The organism is Anaerovorax odorimutans (genome assembly GCF_024459955.1).
GTDB classification, from domain to species: domain Bacteria; phylum Bacillota; class Clostridia; order Peptostreptococcales; family Anaerovoracaceae; genus Hominibacterium; species Hominibacterium odorimutans_A.
Genome location: NZ_JANFXK010000001.1, coordinates 367,460 through 386,413 on the forward strand (window position 1 = coordinate 367,460; position 18,954 = coordinate 386,413).

The window sequence follows — 18,954 nt, forward strand, 5'->3', positions numbered from 1 at the left end:
TCCTCTCTGCTGTCTATTCTTCAGTTGGTGCTTCTGGTGCCGCATCAACCTGTGCTTCAGTGGTCTGCGCCTCAGCTGTCTGAGCTTCGGCTGCTTTTGCCGGTTCTTCCTTCGGAGCTTTTCTCTTTCTAGGATTTACTGCCTTTGGAAGCTCCGGTTTGTCGTCTCTTCTTCTGTCGTTTCTTCTTCTGTTGTCGTTATCTCTTCTCGGTCTTCTGTCGCCGTCTCTTCTGCCCCGCTTGCCGTCTCTTCTGCCGTTTCCTTCGTCGCGGACCGCGCTCTTGAGTCCCTTGTCGAGGATCTCGCCGTGGTTGATCCAAACTTTAACGCCGATCTTGCCGTAAGTGGTATCCGCTTCCGCGAAACCGTAGTCAATATCAGCTCTCAGCGTGTGGAGAGGAACGTTTCCTTCGCTGTACTTTTCGTTTCTGGCGATTTCAGCTCCGCCCAGTCTTCCGGAAACCAGTACCTTGATACCTTTTGCTCCGGCTTTCATGGTTCTGCCGATGGCCTGCTTCATAGCTCTTCTGAAGGAAATTCTTCTTTCCAGCGCCTGTGCGATGCTTTCAGCTGTCAGCTGCGCATCCAGCTCGGATCTTCTTACTTCTTTGATCTCGATGGAAATAGTCTTTCCTGTCATCTTTTCCAGATCGCTTTTCAGTTCGTCGATGCCGTTTCCGGATCTTCCGATGACCATACCCGGCTTAGCGGTCAGTACGATGACTTTCAGTTTGTTGTCAGCCTGACGTTCCAGCAGAATCTTGGAAACGCCTGCTACATAGAGCTTTTTCTTTACGAATTCTCTTACTTTATTATCTTCGATCAGGTAGTCGGCAAAGTTTCCTTTGTCAGCATACCATTTGGAATCCCAGTCTTTGATGATGCCCACTCTCAATCCATGTGGACTTACTTTCTGACCCATTAAATGAACCTCCTATCTTAATTCTTTTCTCTTAAAGTGACGCCGACATGACTGCTTCTCTTTAAGATGATCGATGCTCTGCCCTGTGATCCAGCTCTCCATCTTTTCATAGTCGGTCCCTGGTTGGCATAAACTTCCGCTACATATAAGTTGTCTGTGTCCATTTCCTTAACGTCAGCGTTAGCCAGAGCGGACTGAACAACCTTCTCTACGATTTCAGCACCTTTACCCGGTGTGAACTTCAATATAGTAAGTGCCTCATTAATGTCTTTTCCTCTTACAAGATCTGCAACAGGTTTAAGCTTGATCGGAGACATTCTTACGTATTTTGCAATTGCTTTTGCTTCCATTTTTCATGTTCTCCTTTTCTTACTTTACTTTTGATGACTTGTCTGCAGCGTGACCCCTGTAAGTTCTGGTTGGAGCGAATTCTCCAAGTCTGTGTCCTACCATATCCTCAGTGATATATACAGGTACGTGCTTTCTTCCATCATGCACTGCGATTGTATGTCCCACCATCTGCGGGAATATTGTGGATGGTCTTGACCATGTTTTAACAACTTTCTTTTCGTTGGCTGCGTTCATAGTTTCAATTGCCGCAAGCAGCTTTCGATCGACGAAAGGGCCTTTTTTCAGTGATCTACCCATTAATCTATGCTCCTTCCTTATTTTTCATTTCTTCTCTTAACGATATACTTGTCGGAAGCCTTGTTCTTCTTTCTTGTTTTGTATCCAAGCGCAGGCTTACCCCAAGGTGTAACCGGACTTACACGACCAATTCCGGCCTTACCTTCACCACCGCCGTGTGGGTGATCGTTCGGGTTCATTACGGAACCTCTAACGGTAGGTCTGATGCCCATGTGTCTTTTTCTTCCCGCTTTACCGATCTGAATGTTGGCGTGGTCTCCGTTGCCAACTTCTCCGATGGTAGCTCTGCATTCCATTCTTACTTTTCTCACTTCGCCGGAAGGAAGTCTTACCTGTGCTTCTTTTCCTTCTTTAGCCATGAGCTGCGCTCCGTTACCTGCGGATCTTACCATCTGGCCGCCTTTGCCAGGCTTGAGCTCGATGTTGTGGATCACGGTACCTACTGGAATGTTTGCCAGCGGAAGAGCGTTGCCTACTTTGATATCGGCCTCTGTGCCGGATTCGATGATATCGCCGACCATCAGCTTTTCAGGAGCAAGGATATATCTCTTTTCGCCGTCCGCGTAGTTGATCAGCGCGATGTTCGCGCTTCTGTTGGGATCGTATTCGATCGCCGCAACTGTTCCCGGAACACCATCTTTATTTCTTTTGAAATCGATGATTCTGTATTTTGGTCTGTAACCGCCGCCTCTGTGTCTTACGGTGATCTTACCTCTGACGTTTCTGCCAGCGTGCTTTTTCAGCGTTACCGTAAGGGATTTCTCTGGGGTGGTCTTTGTGATTTCTTCGAAAGCCGAAACCGTCATTCCTCTCAGACCAGGAGTAGTCGGATTGTATTTTTTAATCGCCATTCTTTCTACCTCCTATTATAAGCTCTGGAAGAATTCGATTTCTTTACTCTTATCTGTCAGAGTAACGATTGCCTTTTTACTAGCGGCAGTCATACCTACGTTTCTTCCCATTCTTTTCTGCTTGCCAACAACGTTCATAATGTTTACTTTTTTAACTTCCACATCGAAGATTTCTTCTACAGCGTGCTTGACCTGTGTCTTGTTCGCATCAACTGCAACCTTGAATGTGTATTTTTTATTCTGAGCATCTTCCATACTTTTTTCGGAGATGACAGGTTTTAAAATTACATCGTAAGGCGTTTTCATTATGAGTACACCTCCTCAATCTTGTTAATCGCATCTTTGGTAACAATGAAGCTTGGGTGATTGATGATCTCATACACGTTCATTGTAGATACCAGTTCTGTTCTGACTCCCGGAATGTTGGCTGCGGAACGAATTACGTTTTCGTCTTTTTCAGCCATAACGATCAGCGCTTTTTTGCCAGCTTTGATGTTTTCCAGAACTTTTACCATTTCCTTTGTTTTAGGAGCATCGAATTTCAGCTCGTCTAAAACGATGATTTCCTTTTCCTCTACCTTTGAGGAAAGCGCGGATTTCATTGCCAGTCTTCTCAGCTTCTTAGGCAATGTATATCTGTAACTTCTTGGCTTTGGTGCGAATACTACTCCGCCGCCTACCTGAGATGGGTCTGTCGTGCTTCCCTGTCTGTGGCGTCCCGTACCCTTCTGTCTGAAAGGCTTTCTGCCGCCGCCTCTTACTTCGGCTCTTGTCTTTGCGGACTGTGTACCCTGTCTCTGGTTCGCCAAGTAATTTTTTACTACAGCGTGTACTGCATTCTGGTTAGGCTCGATTCCGAAGATTTCATCGTTCAGTTCGATGGTTCCGGCTTCTGCTCCAGTCATGTTAAGCATAGTTACTTTTGCCATTTTACTTCCTCCTTCCTGAAGTCTTCTATTTGTCCTCACCCTTTACTGCGTACTGAATGCGGACCAGGCCACCTTTGTTTCCCGGTACAGCACCTTTTACCAGCATCAGGTTTCTGTCTTCAATAACTTTTACTAAAACGACATTCTGTACGGTCACAGTGTCGCGTCCCATTCTACCGGACTCTTTGTTTCCTTTGAAAACTCTTCCCGGATAGGATGCGCCGGCCTTACCGCCCGGCAGTCTCTTGTGCTTGGAACCGTGGGTCATCGGGCCTCTGTGGTGTCCGTGTCTCTTGATCTCGCCCTGAGTTCCCTTACCTTTGGAAGTTCCTGTGATGTCCAGTTTTTTTCCTTCTTCGAAGTCAGCAACTGTGATGACCTGTCCTACTTCGTAAGCTTCGCCGTCTTCAATTCTGAACTCCGCCAGGTGCTTCTTTACGGAAACGCCCGCTTTTTCAAAATGGCCTGTCATCGGCTTGTTCACTCTGTGAGCCTTCGTGTCTTCGAAAGCCACCTGAGCCGCGGCATAGCCGTCGTTTTCAACTGTTTTGACCTGTGTTACTGTTTCCGGACCTGCCTCGATCACTGTTACAGGGATCACTTCGCCTGCGTCAGTAAAGATCTGAGTCATTCCGACTTTCTTTCCTAAAATCGCTTTCATATTTTTCCTCCTAATTCTTACAGCGGATTGCTCTGGTTTGGATCATGGCTGTCTGCAACTCTTAACTTCGCCCTTCCCTCTCATGCAATCTTACTAAGGGGAGTTCCCTTACACTTTTGTTTCGGTTTGCGCCGGATAAATGATCATCTCGGCTCCGAGTTTTACAGCTTGATTTCGATATCCACGCCAGCAGGCAGATCCAGCTTTGTTAAAGCGTCCGTAGTCCTCGGTGTCGCGCTGGTGATGTCGATCAGTCTCTTGTGCGTTCTCTGTTCGAACTGTTCTCTGGAGTCCTTGTATTTGTGAACCGCCCTCAAGATTGTAACAACTTCTTTTTCCGTCGGCAGCGGAATCGGTCCTGAAACTTCTGCGCCAGTCTTCTTGGCTGTTTCAACGATCTTCGCCGCGCTCTGGTCAAGCAGTGCGTGGTCATAAGCTTTAAGCTTAATTCTGATTTTCTGTAATTCGCTCATTTCATCCTCCTAAATTTTTGTACTGTTTTCGCTATGCTCGTACAAGGGGTTCTGATGCCCGCTTTTCAACGTGTGTACGGGATCTCGCTTGTCAAGTACACGGCTCCGTGTGTTTCCTAGTTTTTTACACAAAGCAAAAAGCCGGCGAATCCCTTCGCCCCCATCCGGTGGGGACAATTCTCCGTAGAAATTATCCTATAGCAAGGTAACTTCCTACTTCATCGCCTTACACAAGCTTTTGTAGTATATACCACCCCACTGGAAATTGCAAGAGTTTTTGGCAAAAAAATTGAGATGTTTTTTAATTTTTTTGGACAGGCCAAACGCCGCATTTTCAATTGATTGAAAGCCCTCATTCTGTACACGCTTCCGTGTGTTTCTCGCTTACTTGAATTTAGTGGATAAATATTGAAATCTCAATGTATATCCACTATATTTCGTGTATCTTGACGTAAATATATTGACATCGCCGTAAAAATGTAATAAAATTACTGTAATATATTTCCATCACCTGCTAAAGGAGGCCTCTCATGGGTAAAGCAAAACGTTCTTATAAAGACGGCACGTTCCGTACTCTGTTCAATAATGAAGAAAAGCTTCTGGAATTATACAACGCGTTATCCGGCAGTCATTATCCAAAAGGCACCAAAGTTCGAATCGTCACACTGGAAGACGCGATCTTCGGAGACATAAAAAACGATCTGGCTTTTATTATTGATGACCGGCTGATTATTCTCATCGAACATCAATCGAGCATCAGTTTTAATATGCCCCTGCGGATGCTTGTTTATATCGCCAGAGAATATGAACGTCTCTACTTTTCGGAGGCCATCTACAGTAAGAAGCTGGTCAAAATCCCCACACCGGAATTGTACGTTTTCTATAATGGAAAAGCGCCTGCGCCCCTGGAACAGGAGCTGAAACTTTCTGATGCATTTATCGAAAAATGTGGTAAACTATCCTTAGAAGCAGTAGTCAAGGTCATCAATGTCAATTACGAGCAGGGAGCTGAGCTTTTGGCCCGCTGCCGGACACTGGCTCAGTACAGTCAGTTTATCTACCTGGTGCGGAAAAACTGGGAAGAAAAAAATCACCTTGAATCTGCCATCCGGGATGCGATCGATCTCTGTATCAGACAGGGAGTGTTGACCGATTTCCTGAAGAAGAACGGTGGTGATATTATGAGTTTTTTGTTTGAGGCTCTTACCCGGGAAGAATGCGAAGCAATCCGGGAAGAGGACGGCTATGCGCGGGGCAAGGCAGACGGCCTTGTGCAGGGCGCAAAGGCAATCGCAAAGAAAATGCGGCTTCAAGGCTTCTCTGCCAAAGAAATCGAAGATTTGACCGGTCTGACGCAGGAAGATTTGGAAGACTTAAGCGATGAGCCGTACGAGGACGAAAACCAGGAATAATTTCAGGGGCTGTTACAGCCCCCGAATAAGTTTAAATTTCAATTACGCCCTGGGAAAAGATCTGAATCTCCGCACCCAGGCTTACCGTCTCATCGTCATTGTTGATGCAGGCAATGTCTCCCCGTCTGGCTGACATCTGTTTTGCCGTCATTTGCTTTTTCTTTAATATTTCTGACCAATAAGGCACAAGGCTGCTGTGAGCCCGGCCAGTAACCGGGTCCTCATTAATCCCTGCGTTAGGGGCAAAAAATCTCGAAACAAAATCACAGCCAAAGCCATCCCCTTTGGCAGTTACAATTACACCAAACACATCATCAGGCACCCCTGCCTCCTCTTTCACCAGTTTAAGTTTCTCAAAATCTGGTTCTAAATTAATCACTTCTTCCGGCGAATCGAAAACCAGTAGGAAATCGCTGGCTTTGAGCGTTTGAAACCGATCTGTTCCAAAGGCCCGATCAAAAGACCGGTAATGCCTGCTTGGCTCTGGTTTTCTCTTGGGCAGCGTCAGCCAGTAGCGGCCGTACTCCCTGGCAACTGACAGCACTCCGGACAAAGTATTAAAGCGAATTGCTTCCGACTCGATTTCCTCCTGCTCGTACAAAACATATCCGCAGGCCAAGGTAGCATGGCCGCACAGCTCCACCTCTACTTTCGGCGTAAACCACCGCAGATCATAGGCATTACCATTTTTCAGAACAAAGGCAGTTTCCGACAAATTTATCTCAGCCGCTATTTTCTGCTGCAGCTCTGTAGGAATAGCTTCGTCTAAAAGGCAGACCGCCGCAGGATTTCCTCCAAACCTCTCTTTGGTAAAGACGTCGACAATATAGTAGTTTATTTTCATTTTTCTGCTCCTTTCAAAAAAAGAACGCTCCGCAGAAAGCCAGCTCCTAAAAGGGCCGTCTTCAATGCAGGCGTTCATTCTCTTAATCACGATGATATCTTAGTATCCCAAATTCTCATTAACCAGTATGATATGTATCCGATCCTTGACCGCACTGGCTCTAGTAGTCATTGTATAACAGCACATCGACTGACCCAGACATTCGGCACACTTTCCCGTTACCGCGCATGGCGTCATGAGCCCCAGCCTGATCGCATTTGGTACGCAGGCCTCGGTCCGAATCCGCCCTACTGCTGCGTCCTCATCCTCGACGATCTTATTGACCCCTGCTATGACAATTACTTTTTTAGGTCCGAAGCACATGGCAGCCACCCGGTTGCCAGTCTTATCAATATTGACCAGCTTACCGTCCATGGTAATGGCATTGGTCCCCGTCAGATAAACATCGGCCATAAATGCTTTCCTGCGGTTTTCCAAAGCTTCCTCAGGAGAAGGCGCAGTTCCGTCCAGCACATTTTTCAGTTCTTTCTTAATTCCCAGTTCGTCCAGCGAAGCGGAGCCGCCCCAGGATACCAGATCATCCTCATCGATCATAGACAAAATCTTTGCCTTGGCCTCCTCAGCATTCTCACAATAGTAGCCGCTCATGTTCCTGGCTTCCAGATTCTTAATGATCGCCTCAATCCGTTTTTGATTGGCTGTTTTCACATGTTCATTCATTCATTTATCCTCCCCTCGCTCATCTGCGGATTTACCGGGCATTTGCACTCTAAAGCAATCGCTGCCGCTTTCATTCCGTATGCGGCGATGGCTTCTATATCCATCCCTTTTACCGTTCCGTCGAGAATGGCAGCGGAAAAAGCATCTCCCGCGCCCTCTTCATTGGCAAAGGGCAGCACCTGCTCCGGACGCAGAATTCCTTCCTTCATACCTTCCTTATAATAGACGCCGCCTCCGCTCATGGTGATAAAGATTCGTTTTACACCCTGATCGGCAAACCATTTTCCGGCTTCCATCAGCTGCTCCTCGCTGAAAATGTCCATGCCGCAGATGGCGGATGCTTCACCGCGGTTGGGTTTGATCGTATGGAACGCGCCCAAAAAGTCCCTGGCCTTTTTCGCGTCCTCTTCTGAATGGGGGTCAAAAAAGAGAGGCACCTCAGTCTTTTCCGTCAAGTATTTTAAAACCTCTTCAGATAAAGTGCCGTCCGCGCAGACCATCTTCGATCCGTTGATCATCGAAAGCGCTTCATCGATTTGCTCCGTACCCAGGCGGTCGTACACATCCACATTACCCACGCCGAATTCCAAATCACCTACGATATTGAGAATCGCGATATTCATAGCCGTGTTCTCCCCCTCGATCAGATGCAGCTGCGAGGTATCGACTCCCAGCTCCTCCAGCTGCGACTTCGCGCCTTTTCCCACAAAATCAGCCCCAGCCATGGCTACTATGGCCGTATCAGCGCCCAGACGTCCCAAATTTTCTGCGATATTTCGTGCTGTTCCCGTGTATGTCGCGGAAATGACACCTGCATTTTCCTGCTCGGCCATCATCTGCTCTCCCGCATTTGCAACAATTTTTCCTTTAATTCCGCCAATCACTGTAATCTCACTCATTCTAAGTTTCTCCTTATTCTCTTCTATAAACTATTCTGCAAATATGCTTCCGCCGACGAATTCCCGCAAAATCGAATTGTTGGGAATGATCGACTCATCTTCTATGACTTCAAAGAAAGTCAAAAACTTGAGCAGCCTGCGGGCATCGCTGTATTCCGGCTCAGAGCGATCGATCTCTTCCAGCAGCGGCTGCGCGTACTTTTTCAGTACGGCCAGCTCATAAGTCAGAGCCGAATTGAACAGCACATCCGCTTCCCTGCTGAATGGAAATATATTCTTATCCTCCCCCTTACGCACCTTGGGCCAATCCGCAATGGTCATTTTAGCCGAATGTCCCCTGTAAAGATGGTCTCTCACCATACGCCTGAGGATTCTGGCATCCGTTGTCGGTATCCGATTGTGACTGTCGATGTTCAGCTGGGTAAACGGACTGATATAAATCCGAAATTTTTCTTCTTCCTGGATATACTTGGTCAGCTCTTTATTGAGAGCATGAATTCCCTCTATAACGATCGGCTGATGCGGCCTGATCGATGTAATTCGTTTTCCGTATACTTTGGTTCCCTGAATAAAATCAAAGGTGGGCAGGTCTACGTTCTTTCCGCTGAGAAGTCCGTTCATATTGCTGTTGAAAAGCTCAATATCAATGGCAGAAAGGTCTTCATAATTCGGTTCTCCCTCTTCGTCCAGAGGCGTATCCTTCCGCTCGACAAAATAGTCGTCCGTTCCCATATAGAGAGGGTCCAGACCATTGACTTTAAGCTGTATGCACAGCCGTCTTGCGAAGGTAGTCTTTCCGGAGGACGACGGTCCTGCGATAAGCACGATGCGCTTTTTGCCTTTGGTTATCTTATCGGCGATTTCCGCTACCTTCTTTTCATGCAGCGCTTCCGAAAGCAGCATCAGCTCCTTATATTCACCGTCCCTCACCTTTTCGTTGAGATCGGCCAAATAGGACACCCTCAAGAGCCGGTGCCACTTTTTCGCTTCCCCGAAAGCGGCACATAGCTTTTTCTCATCCACATACTGGGGAATCCTGCCGGGATCAGATGGGTATGGAAATCTGAGAATAACGCCCCGCCGATACTTTCTCAATTCAAAAAACTGGATATATCCCGTAGACGGAACCATGTCCCCGTAAAAAAAATTTTTATAGCCGTCCAGACAGTAAAACACAGGGTTCTTAATCTCCGGATGATTTTTCAGGATTTCAATTTTTTCGTTATATCCTTTTTCCGAAAGAATTTCGATTGCCTTATCCCAGGAAACCACTTCCTTTACGATAGGCTTATCCTCTTTTATCAATTTTCGCATCCGTTTTTCAATGGCACGGACTTGCGGCTCGGTCACTGCCCGGGCCGTTTTGATCTCCGTATAAAGTCCTTTGTTCAGGGAATTCTGTATCTCTACCGGCACCTTCCCAAGAACATCCTCGATCGCTTTCAGATAGATCAGGCACAGACTGTACTGATAGATCAGATTCGCCGCCTGCGTACGCATATCCAAAAACTCGATATGGCAGTCCTTTTCTATTTTCATGGTCAGTTCTTCTATCTTATTATCCACTTTGGCCGCAAGAATCGTATAAGGCAGATCCCGGCCATGGATATTGAGTAATTCTTCTATAGTGATGGGACTTGTTATTTCGATTTCACGTTCCGGCTCTTTGGGGCCTTTTTTCAATTTAATTTTCACGTGACTTCCTCCTTAAAACGATTACTGATTAGTATATCATATTTTATGTAAAAATGGGCAAAATACCTGTTGAAAGGGGTGAGTACTTTGAAAAAATTAGTTCTTGCACTGATTATCATTGGCGCACTGAATTGGGGGCTGATTGGCTTTTTTAACTTTAATCTGGTCACCGCTATCTTTGGAGACAGCCTGCTCTTCATCAGCAAAATCATTTTCGCTGTAGTCGGGCTTTCCGGACTTTATGCCATTTCATTCTTCTTTGACAAAAGCAAAAATTCCGTCTGAACTCAGACGGAATTTTTGTTTGCGTGAGACAAGCTGTCAGCAGTCGCAGGCCGGTTCGCAAACCGATTCGTTCTCGCAGCATTCCTGCCCGCATCCAACGATTCCCGGCTTGCAGAAGATCAGCACAAGGATCAAAAAGAAAAACAGCAGAGCAGGCTCAATGCCTTCTTCGTTTCTGTTATAACATCTCATATGGAAATACCTCCTAAAAAGTCTTTTTCTATCACTATATGCAATCTTCCCGGTTGTGTGCTTTTCCGTCAAACGTCACGCTCTTTGAGCAGCAAAAGAATTTTACGCATCTCACTGGGATGCAGTGTGATTCCCCTGGACATATGTTCGTGATCCGGGTCCCAGTCTCGGATATCATATTTAGCCGGATTCCCGTTCCACGACACCAGATTCAATTCCCTGTTCCAGCCGGTCGGATACGGCTTGATCACACCGATTCGTTCTTTGATCTCAAAGACGATCTCACTTCTGTCATTGTCATGCATTTTATGTATCTCTCCTTTCCCAAAATGGATACAGGCCCCCTTTTGCCCGCATCCATATTATATAATATTTTACATTTTATGTCAATCTCCTTTTTTGTATTTTTCTTCCAGTTCACTAAAGCTCTTTACCGGGCTTTCGCAGCGCTGTCCTCTGCAAAGGTAATAGACTGCACCCTCCTTGGGTATAGGATATTCTCTGAGGAAGGGCGCGATCTCTTCCATAGTCTGCTGATTAGCTTTTGTCTTTACTATGACTTCCGTATCAAAATCATTGAATTGCGTCGCAGTCAATTCTCCCTCAGAAACGCATATCAGCTGCGCATCGTCCTTTTCCCGCGAAAGCTGCCAGAGGAAAAAACTATGTGCCGCCGGGCGTTCTCCGGCTCTGCCTTTCATAAATTCCCGCTGCTTTTCCTTCGCGCAAAGCCACCTGTCTTCGCCCGTATAAAATGCCAGCCTGTCCATCACAAGCGCTGCTACGGAATTTCCCGACGGCATAGCCCCATCGTAAGTCTCCTTAGGGCGGATAAACAACTGCTCGCTATCCTTCCCGTAAAGGAAACATCCCCCATGTTCCCCATCAAAAAATTGTTCCAGCATCCGCTCTCCGATTCGAATCGCACGTTTCAGATAATCGGCGCAAAAGGTGCTGCGATAACATTCCAGCAGTCCCCAGGCGAAGAAAGCATAATCCTCCAGCGTTCCCGCATGGGCGGCATGTCCCTGTCTCCATCTCGCATTGAGGTATCCGTTCTGCTGCAGATTGTTCCATATAAAGTCTGCGGCCCGCTCCGCTCTCTCCAAGTATTCGGGACGGCGGAGCAATCTGGCGGTCCTGCACAGCGCAGCGATCATCAAGCCGTTCCAGCCAGTCAGCACCTTATCATCTCTGTGAAGGTTCGTTCTTTCTTTTCGGTATTGGCGCAGTTTTGCCAGCTGTCCTTCCTGCGGTATTGCTTCATACTGCGGATCTTTAAGCCTGTTGGGAATGCTTTTGCCCTCAAAGTTTCCACTGGCAGTAATATCAAACCGTGCGCAAAATTCCTTTCCCTCTTCCTCTCCCAGTACGTCCATGATTTCGCCGGGCGAAAAAACGTAATACTTCCCTTCAACTCCGTCGCTGTCCGCATCCTGACCACAGTAGAAAGCGCCCTCCTCAGCAGTCAGCTCCTGCTTTGTGTACGCCGCTGTTTTCTCCGCCACTTTCCCATAAAGCTCGTTTCCCGTCTCAGCGTATCCCTGGGCATATGCCAGCATCAGCAGGGCGTTGTCATAAAGCATCTTCTCAAAGTGGGGCGCCAGCCAGCGTTCATCCGTGGAGTAGCGGCAAAATCCGCCGCCGATGTGATCGAACAGACCGCCCCGGTACATCTGAACCAGCGTTTTTTCTGCCATACGCAGACTATGTTCATCCCGCTGCTCCATTAGAAACAGCAGATTATGGGGCGACGGAAATTTGGGCATTGGACCAAAGCCTCCCCATTTTTCATCGAAGGTCTTTCGGAAGTAGTGCTTTGCCTGCTCAATCAGAGTGTCTTCACTGACCGCGCCTTTGCTGTCTGTTTCCATATTTTCTTTTATAAAGGATGTTATTTTCTGCCCTTCCGCTATCAGCTTTTTCTTATCCTTCCGCCATGCCTCGTGGATAAACTCCAGCAGCTCTATCATGCCGACTCCCCCGCTCCTTCCTCTTTTGGGGAAATAGGTCCCTGCGAAAAACGGTTCTTTTCCCGGCGTCATAACGATGGTCAGCGGCCAGCCCCCGGAACCGGTGAGGGCCTGGCAGACCGACATATAGACGGAATCAATATCCGGCCGTTCCTCCCGGTCTACTTTTATGGAAACGAAATCTCTGTTCAGGAGCTGTGCCACCTCTTCATCTTCAAAGGATTCCCGGGCCATCACATGGCACCAGTGGCAGGTTGAATATCCGATGCTGAGAAAGACCGGCTTGTCTTCCTCCTGCGCTTTGTCAAAGGCTTCTTCGCTCCATGGATACCAGTTTACCGGGTTATTTGCATGCTGCAGCAGGTACGGAGATTTTTCGTTTGCTAATCTATTGGGTACGGTTTTCTGATTGTTCATTTCATCACTTCCTTGTAATATAAAAGAGTATCTGTCTTTTACAAATACCCTTTTTTCTTTATCTTAAATATCTTTCTATTTTATCTTCCCAAACAATTGATGTTGTTATACCCTGTACATCATTGATATTTATAGAATCCGTTCTGGCATTCTTCTGAACCACAGAAGAGCCAGTTTGTTCTATCTAAAAGAGTAAATCAATGATTCCTTATTTTTGTGTTTTAAACGCAGCTATAATGGGTGCTAAATTTAATTTTCCATAATCCAGGCTATTTTTAATACCATTATGGAATTTATTAACGATATAATTCATATCCGCTAATCTTGTGCCATCAAAAACGTATTCTTTTTCATTTAAATCACAATCCACCATCTTCAAACCTTTCTAAACTACTTAATGCGCTATAAAACTTTTGAAATGCAGGATATAAAAGTCCCGGCATAAAAGTCCCGCCTCAATCCTTTGTATCGTTTGGCTGCTATTCATATGGATTTCTCTACAGATTTCAAATTAGTGATTATAAAAATTATATCTTTGCTTGCCCTGATTAATCCACGAAAAACCGCTTATATGTTACTGGTTAAAATGTCTAAACCATTCATATATAATATCTTTCTTATTCAAACTGATATACATTTGAATTTTCTTTAAATCTTTAGCTGGTATATTTGCATTATTATGTTCCAGTACAATTTCATCATCGCGTATCCAAAACTTTGTGCTATTCTTGGATGGCTTCCCTTTGCATACATGAATATGCGGCGGTTCTTCATTTTCGTTGGACCAAAAGAAAAAGCAATATCCCAGAAAGTCAAGTAATGCTTTAGGCAATTGAACTCAACTCCTTTTCCCTCGCAATTTCCCAAATCAAGATGGAATTGTTGCGTAAATACCTTTCCTGTTCTAATATTTCATCTTCCGAAAACCCAAAACCCTTAATGTTTGATATGCAAGGCAGTTTCCATTCGGCATAATCAAAGCCATTATTATTGGCCCGTTCAAACCTGGCTATAATAGTCTCGAATCCCTGTTCATTTCGCTTTATATTAGAAAAAGTAAGCACTACTTCATCAATCGTACTATAATAATTTATCATAATGATGCCTCCAAATCTCCAAAATCAACCATACTTTAATTGTATATATTATAGCACAAATTTATTTCAGTGACTCATTCTATTTTCAATATGTGCACACATGAATATGCGGCGGTTCTCTATTTTCGTTGGACCAAAAGAAAAAGCAATTTCCCAAAGGCGAAAGACTTCCGGTCGGATTTTTTCATCCTGCATATGGTCCCTCCTTCGACTCATTCTCAGCTTTTGTCGGAATACCCAGCCGCTTGTCCATTTGTGCCGCAAAGACGCATGTGACTGCAGAAGAGCAGAGGTCCGCCAGCGGCTGGGCCAAAATCAGTCCGGTAATTCCCATAAAAGCAGGCAGCGCAGTAATCAGCGGGATGAAAAAGATGCCTTGTCTTCCAAGGCTTAAAATACTTCCCGGCAAGCTCTTGCCTGCGGAAAGGTACAGGGAAGCGTATACCATCTGAAACCCAAAAGCAGTAAAAAGAGCCGCACTGATTTGGAGCGCCCGTGCGCCCAGGCTGATCATATCCGGATTGCTGCCAAAAAGCTTGATGATCGGCGTCGCAAAAAAAATGCAGACAGCCGCCATAAACACACAAAAACAGGTTGAGCCCAGCAGGCAAAGACGCGTCGCCCTCTTTAGCCTTTTGTACTGCCTGGCGCCATAGTTGAATCCCGCAAAAGGCTGAAAACCTTTCATAAACCCGAACACGATATAGATACCAATCGTCATCACCCGCGTAACCGCTCCCATGGCCGCCACTGCATAGTCTCCGTAGCTTTTGGCGGCGATATTGGTCAGCCCCAGAGCTGCGCTGGTAAAAAGCTGAAAAGCCAAAACCGGTATGCCTATTTTAAGAATTTCCCCGTAAATCTCCCCGTCGGTCGATACATATCTGAATGAAAATCGCAGCACACCTTTTCCCTTCAAAAGATAACCAATATATAACGCCGCATTCATACACAGGGAAAGAACTGTCGCTATTGCGGCACCTTCAATACCTAAATCCAGCCCATAGATTAGAATCGGGTCCAGAATGATATTGGACAGGCTGCCGCTGATCATAACAGTCATTGTAAACTTAGCGGCGCCCTGGGCGGTCAGCAGATTGTTCATCGTTACGTTAAAGACGTTAAGAATCGACCCGGCCACATAGATTCTGGCATACACTCTCGCATAGGGCAGTATAGTAGCCGTCGCCCCCAGAGCAGCCAGTACAGGTTTTAAAAACAGCAGGATACAGGAAATAGCTATTCCCCCTACAAGCAAACCAGAAAACAGCGCAGCAGAAGCGGTCCGACTGGCCCGTTCGTAATCCTGGCTGCCGAGAAGCCGCGAGATATAGGAAGATGCTCCGGCACCAAACATCATTCCCAGCCCAATGATGATTTGCACAATAGGAAAAACAACGGAAACCGCTCCCATCTGTGCCGTGCCCAGACCGCCGACAAAATAAGCATCGACGGCATTGTACAGCGCCGATACCAACATACCTGTCATTGTCGGTATGCCCAGTTTTAGCAAAGCCCGGGGTACGGGTTCCGCTTTAAGAATGTAAAGCCTTGTTTCATTTTCTGCCATAATGATACCTCCTGAATTTCCGGTGTCCTTTTACCGCCTCGGCGCTCAGAGTCACCGTTCCCAATAATAAACAATCGTTCAATATTGTTCAATAAAAAAAGGAACCGACTTAAAAGCCAATTCCTTGTAAATATGCAGTTGCCAGTTTATTCAACAGCTTCATCGCCCATTCCTCTCCTTTATAATGATACATAATCTGCAGCAGGCCATCGACAAAATTGCTGGCGATAATATGTATGTACACGGGATCATAATCTTCGATCTGCTCTCTATGCAAATTGAGATGCTCCTCAATCTGGCCGATCAGTTTTTCCTTCTCGTTTCCATACCTGGTATTTTCGCTTTTGTCCATCATGATGAGAAAAGCCTGCCTGTGACGCAGCAGATTTATGAGGCAGTCCCGCTCCTCCCGGCTGAGCCAGTCGGACCCCTCACCTTCATGACGCTGATCCCCTGCGGTGAATACACGCTTCCAGTCATAACTGACGGGTCTAAGCACTGCTTCAAAGAGAGCATCCTTGCTTTTGTAATAGGAATAGATCAAACCGGCCGGGATCTTTGCCTTGGCGGCGATGCTCCGCATTGTAGCTCCTGAAAAGCCTTTTTCATAAAAATCTCTCTGAGCCGCATCCAAAATATTCGTGCGTATTTCATCCTTCAAAACCTGGGGCATAGTTTTCGCCTTTCAATATTGAACTTATGTTTAATATTATACGTTTCCTTGTATTTTGTCAAGCCTGATCACATATCCCATTCAAAGCCAGCGTTCTGACTGTAAAGCTCCAAAAGCGTTTTCCCATTTTTCCGCACTTCATAAAAGACCGTGCAGGTAAGACTTTCATGAATAATGCGGTCCATACTGCCCTGGCGGGGAGCCTTCAAAGGCTTCGAATCTTCTTCAATCAGACGCACCGTCATCTGGATATTCCCCTGGGATAGCCGGATCTCCTCTTTCGTTACTTTATGCAGCTTGACTCCCAGATAAGTCGCCAGGCGGTGCTCCTTTCCATTGAGATAAATAAAACCCACACATCCTATAAAACGGCGGCCGGCAAAGGGAATCTCCGCAACGGAAAGCATGATGCTCCCGCCTGTGAAGTAGCATTGCGTCCAGCAGTAACCCCTGGGAAAAGACTTCCCACGATCACCCTCTATATATCCCAGGCCCTGCTGAAACCGGTATTTCTTTCCGTCAATCAAAAGCTGTCCCTCAACACGGTGGTGAAGGCTGATTACTTTATGGCGGCATTCCATGAACGGCACTAAAGCGAACGGACCCATAATATCGTACTTGGGCTTCTTGATTTCTTCAAAATTCAGGATTCCCGTTACTTTATGCTCCCCCGATTTTATTTCCAGCCGGCAACCCGCCCGGGAGAATCGGCACATTCCCAATTCCACCAGAAATCTGCTCTGGGCGGCATGGAATTCCTGTGCGGAGTATTCCACATCGAAAACCGTCTGCTGCGTTATGACTTGCAAAGAGGCCCACTTTCTCCCATCTGCGTTAATGTGAAAGGCCGGAATAAACGCTGCGGTTCCATCCTCACCTGTCTGTTTAAAGTACCAGCCTTCAAAGTAGGCGCTGTGTTTTCCATTCCCGTGAAAGTGACTCATTTCTTCACACCCTTCCTCAGAAGGTCGGTCTGCGACGGGCCGGCAAGCAATGCTCCGTCCTCGTCGAATCGTGAACCGTGGCATTGACACTCCCATTTTTTCTCATAAGGATTCCAATTCAGCCGGCATCCCAGATGTGGGCATTTAGGGGCAGCTCCCGCCCAGGCCAGAAAAAGATTCTTTCCGCTGATGGCCCCATCTTTAAGCATAGCGGCGGTTCCCCTGGACCACTTGAATCTCCGCGGGCTGAAAATACTCTTTTTGCCGGCGCTTCTGTCGAGAATTTTTTCCGTTAAAAGCCTGGCGCTGACCATTGAATGCGTCATACCCCATTTGTTGAAACCAGTCGCCACATACCAGTCAGGTGTTTTGTGCGAAAACTTTCCGATATAAGGGATATGATCCGCAGTCATACAGTCCTGTGCCGACCAGCAGTCAGATATCCGGCTTTCGGGCCAGAGGATTTTGGCCTGCTTTGACAACTGCCTGTAAGGATCTTCCCCCGGGATCATCCCGGTCCTGTGGTTGCATCCGCCCATCACCAGTTTTTCCCGGGCACAGCGAAACGACCAGCCAAAATCCGCATCAATACCGTAATACATACCCTTCAGGGGCTGAGCGTTTTCCAGAGCCGCCGCATAGCTTCGCTCCTGATGCATACGCATAAAATAGTATCCGGGACGGTTAATAAAGGGATAATGCGTCGCAAAAACAATCGTCCCCGCGAGGACCCCTCCCCGGGGAGTAAAAATTCGCTTGCCCTCTACCTTCAGTACCGGCGTTTTTTCGTAAATCTCCAGTTTCTCCCCCAGCGCCGTAAGGAATTTGAGCGGATGGAACTGCGCCTGATTTTCGAATTCCAATGCACCGCCGATCTCGAAAGGAAGTTCTGTTTCATTGTGAAATCTGCAGGGAACTCCCAGAGAGCGGGCGGCCGCTTCTTCCTGTTTCAAAACCTGCCGCTGTTTTTTCGTGTATAAATATGCCGGCAGCCTCTGAAAATCACAATCGATTCTTTCTTTGCTGATAATCTGCGCGTAGTCCTCAATCGCTTTCTGATTGCGGAGTGCGTATTCCCCGGCCCCATCTTCGCCAAACCACGCAATCAGCCTGTGGTAAACAGCACCGTGCTGACTGGTGATCTTAGCAGTGGTGTTGGCGGTTTGCCCACTTCCAACGCGGTCCGCTTCCAAAACTGCCACGTCCACACCCCGGCTTTGGAGAAAGTACGCGGTCAGGATTCCCGCCAGTCCTCCGCCGACCACGACAGCCTCTCGTTTTATGGTACTGGAAAGCTGAGGATAATTTTTCTGTTCAATTGTTTTCTGCCAAATGGATTTTCCGTTTTTCATAATTCTACCTCAGGCTTAGTATGAACCGATTTTGTCGGAAAAATCCTCCGTAAATTTCACGCATATTCAACCTTGCGGCGAAGCCGACTCAATTGGTGAATATCGTATAATAAAAAGTTATCCATATTTGCTTCTTTTAAGAATAATATGGATAACTTTGCAACGGTCTGAGGGCTTCATTTTTTAAAATCGGGCTGTTTAACAGGAAATGGTCTAAAACAGACCTCTCCTGGCCACAACTTTTATCCATACAGACGTTTTTTCTGCTTAAAATGGATAAAAAATCCTGAATGTGGCAAACTTCCCCAGATCTGTACTTCTTGACCCATATCCGAACAAATGGCAGCGTTCAGGTTTTATCAACTAATGCGACATCCCTTTCATAGAAAGAAGGAAC

At 46.6% G+C, this 18,954-nt stretch carries 25 protein-coding genes; 2 read left to right on the forward strand and 23 right to left on the reverse strand.

What is annotated here, in order from left to right; genetic code table 11:
* Positions 1-13: 13 nt before the first annotated feature.
* The 8 genes from rpsC to rpsJ all read right to left on the reverse strand — a co-directional run bounded on the left by rpsC (position 14) and on the right by rpsJ (position 4,484).
* On the reverse strand, positions 14-922 hold the full coding sequence (rpsC, locus tag NE619_RS01640) for a 30S ribosomal protein S3 (protein ID WP_256130608.1): 909 nt from the start codon (positions 920-922) through the stop codon (positions 14-16).
* A gap of 17 nt (positions 923-939) precedes the next feature.
* On the reverse strand, positions 940-1,272 hold the full coding sequence (gene rplV / locus NE619_RS01645) for a 50S ribosomal protein L22 (RefSeq protein ID WP_148396179.1): 333 nt from the start codon (positions 1,270-1,272) through the stop codon (positions 940-942).
* A 19-nt stretch (positions 1,273-1,291) separates the two neighbouring features.
* Entirely contained in the window at positions 1,292-1,570 is a 279-nt protein-coding gene (rpsS, locus tag NE619_RS01650; protein ID WP_256130609.1) for a 30S ribosomal protein S19, read from the reverse strand.
* A 17-nt stretch (positions 1,571-1,587) separates the two neighbouring features.
* Complete coding sequence (gene rplB, locus NE619_RS01655; protein WP_256130610.1) at positions 1,588-2,421, reverse strand: 50S ribosomal protein L2; 834 nt, start codon at positions 2,419-2,421, stop codon at positions 1,588-1,590.
* 15 nt (positions 2,422-2,436) lie between these two features.
* A complete protein-coding gene (rplW, locus tag NE619_RS01660) occupies positions 2,437-2,727 on the reverse strand; it encodes a 50S ribosomal protein L23 (RefSeq protein WP_256130611.1) in 291 nt (96 codons plus the stop codon).
* Positions 2,727-3,350 (reverse strand): 50S ribosomal protein L4, encoded by a 624-nt coding sequence (gene rplD / locus NE619_RS01665; protein WP_256130612.1) that lies wholly within the window; start codon positions 3,348-3,350, stop codon positions 2,727-2,729. Before rplD ends, rplW begins: the two co-directional genes overlap by 1 nt.
* Before the next feature lie 25 nt (positions 3,351-3,375).
* Positions 3,376-4,011 carry a 50S ribosomal protein L3 gene (gene rplC, locus NE619_RS01670; RefSeq protein ID WP_256130613.1) on the reverse strand — a complete coding sequence of 212 codons (636 nt, stop codon included), beginning with the start codon at positions 4,009-4,011 and terminating at the stop codon, positions 3,376-3,378.
* A gap of 161 nt (positions 4,012-4,172) precedes the next feature.
* Positions 4,173-4,484 (reverse strand): 30S ribosomal protein S10, encoded by a 312-nt coding sequence (gene rpsJ / locus NE619_RS01675; RefSeq protein WP_256130614.1) that lies wholly within the window; start codon positions 4,482-4,484, stop codon positions 4,173-4,175.
* Positions 4,485-5,014: 530 nt separating this feature from the next.
* On the opposite strand from rpsJ, the gene NE619_RS01680 reads away from it, so the two are divergent.
* Positions 5,015-5,896, forward strand: a complete 882-nt coding sequence (locus tag NE619_RS01680) for a hypothetical protein (RefSeq protein WP_256130615.1) — start codon at positions 5,015-5,017, stop codon at positions 5,894-5,896.
* 31 nt (positions 5,897-5,927) lie between these two features.
* Here the strand turns inward: NE619_RS01680 and NE619_RS01685 are convergent, their stop codons facing one another.
* The 4 genes from NE619_RS01685 to NE619_RS01700 form a co-directional block, all read right to left on the reverse strand.
* On the reverse strand, positions 5,928-6,740 hold the full coding sequence (locus NE619_RS01685; RefSeq protein ID WP_256130616.1) for a PhzF family phenazine biosynthesis protein: 813 nt from the start codon (positions 6,738-6,740) through the stop codon (positions 5,928-5,930).
* Between the two features lie 99 nt (positions 6,741-6,839).
* Entirely contained in the window at positions 6,840-7,460 is a 621-nt protein-coding gene (locus tag NE619_RS01690; RefSeq protein ID WP_256130617.1) for a lactate utilization protein, read from the reverse strand.
* On the reverse strand, positions 7,457-8,359 hold the full coding sequence (locus NE619_RS01695) for a PfkB family carbohydrate kinase (protein WP_256130618.1): 903 nt from the start codon (positions 8,357-8,359) through the stop codon (positions 7,457-7,459). Before NE619_RS01695 ends, NE619_RS01690 begins: the two co-directional genes overlap by 4 nt.
* A 30-nt stretch (positions 8,360-8,389) precedes the next feature.
* On the reverse strand, positions 8,390-10,054 hold the full coding sequence (locus NE619_RS01700; protein ID WP_256130619.1) for a nucleoside kinase: 1,665 nt from the start codon (positions 10,052-10,054) through the stop codon (positions 8,390-8,392).
* An 87-nt stretch (positions 10,055-10,141) separates the two neighbouring features.
* Between NE619_RS01700 and NE619_RS01705 the strand changes: the two genes are divergently transcribed.
* On the forward strand, positions 10,142-10,339 hold the full coding sequence (locus NE619_RS01705; RefSeq protein ID WP_305146542.1) for a DUF378 domain-containing protein: 198 nt from the start codon (positions 10,142-10,144) through the stop codon (positions 10,337-10,339).
* Between the two features lie 36 nt (positions 10,340-10,375).
* On the opposite strand, the gene NE619_RS01710 is transcribed toward NE619_RS01705, so the two are convergent.
* The 11 genes from NE619_RS01710 to NE619_RS01760 all read right to left on the reverse strand — a co-directional run bounded on the left by NE619_RS01710 (position 10,376) and on the right by NE619_RS01760 (position 18,557).
* A complete protein-coding gene (locus NE619_RS01710) occupies positions 10,376-10,531 on the reverse strand; it encodes a hypothetical protein (protein WP_256130621.1) in 156 nt (51 codons plus the stop codon).
* Between the two features lie 68 nt (positions 10,532-10,599).
* Positions 10,600-10,836 carry a YdbC family protein gene (locus NE619_RS01715; RefSeq protein ID WP_256130622.1) on the reverse strand — a complete coding sequence of 79 codons (237 nt, stop codon included), beginning with the start codon at positions 10,834-10,836 and terminating at the stop codon, positions 10,600-10,602.
* An 81-nt stretch (positions 10,837-10,917) separates the two neighbouring features.
* Positions 10,918-12,921, reverse strand: a complete 2,004-nt coding sequence (locus tag NE619_RS01720) for a thioredoxin domain-containing protein (RefSeq protein ID WP_256130623.1) — start codon at positions 12,919-12,921, stop codon at positions 10,918-10,920.
* 208 nt (positions 12,922-13,129) lie between these two features.
* Positions 13,130-13,294 (reverse strand): hypothetical protein, encoded by a 165-nt coding sequence (locus tag NE619_RS01725; RefSeq protein WP_256130624.1) that lies wholly within the window; start codon positions 13,292-13,294, stop codon positions 13,130-13,132.
* Positions 13,295-13,495: 201 nt separating this feature from the next.
* The gene (locus NE619_RS01730; protein WP_256130625.1) at positions 13,496-13,753 is read right to left on the reverse strand and encodes a DUF4160 domain-containing protein; all 258 of its coding nucleotides are present in this window, start codon (positions 13,751-13,753) and stop codon (positions 13,496-13,498) included.
* Positions 13,746-14,018 carry a hypothetical protein gene (locus NE619_RS01735; protein WP_256130626.1) on the reverse strand — a complete coding sequence of 91 codons (273 nt, stop codon included), beginning with the start codon at positions 14,016-14,018 and terminating at the stop codon, positions 13,746-13,748. The genes NE619_RS01730 and NE619_RS01735 overlap by 8 nt, the downstream gene beginning before the upstream one ends.
* 85 nt (positions 14,019-14,103) lie before the next feature.
* Entirely contained in the window at positions 14,104-14,175 is a 72-nt protein-coding gene (locus NE619_RS19275) for a DUF4160 domain-containing protein (protein WP_420314497.1), read from the reverse strand.
* Between the two features lie 27 nt (positions 14,176-14,202).
* Positions 14,203-15,588, reverse strand: coding sequence for an MATE family efflux transporter (locus NE619_RS01745; protein ID WP_256130628.1), 1,386 nt, complete (start codon positions 15,586-15,588; stop codon positions 14,203-14,205).
* A 109-nt stretch (positions 15,589-15,697) separates the two neighbouring features.
* On the reverse strand, positions 15,698-16,261 hold the full coding sequence (locus tag NE619_RS01750) for a TetR/AcrR family transcriptional regulator (RefSeq protein WP_256130629.1): 564 nt from the start codon (positions 16,259-16,261) through the stop codon (positions 15,698-15,700).
* Positions 16,262-16,329: 68 nt separating this feature from the next.
* Positions 16,330-17,205: a tocopherol cyclase family protein gene (locus tag NE619_RS01755; protein WP_256130630.1), complete on the reverse strand. Its 876-nt coding sequence runs from the start codon at positions 17,203-17,205 to the stop codon at positions 16,330-16,332.
* The gene (locus tag NE619_RS01760) at positions 17,202-18,557 is read right to left on the reverse strand and encodes an FAD-dependent oxidoreductase (RefSeq protein WP_256130631.1); all 1,356 of its coding nucleotides are present in this window, start codon (positions 18,555-18,557) and stop codon (positions 17,202-17,204) included. Before NE619_RS01760 ends, NE619_RS01755 begins: the two co-directional genes overlap by 4 nt.
* Positions 18,558-18,954: the final 397 nt, after the last annotated feature.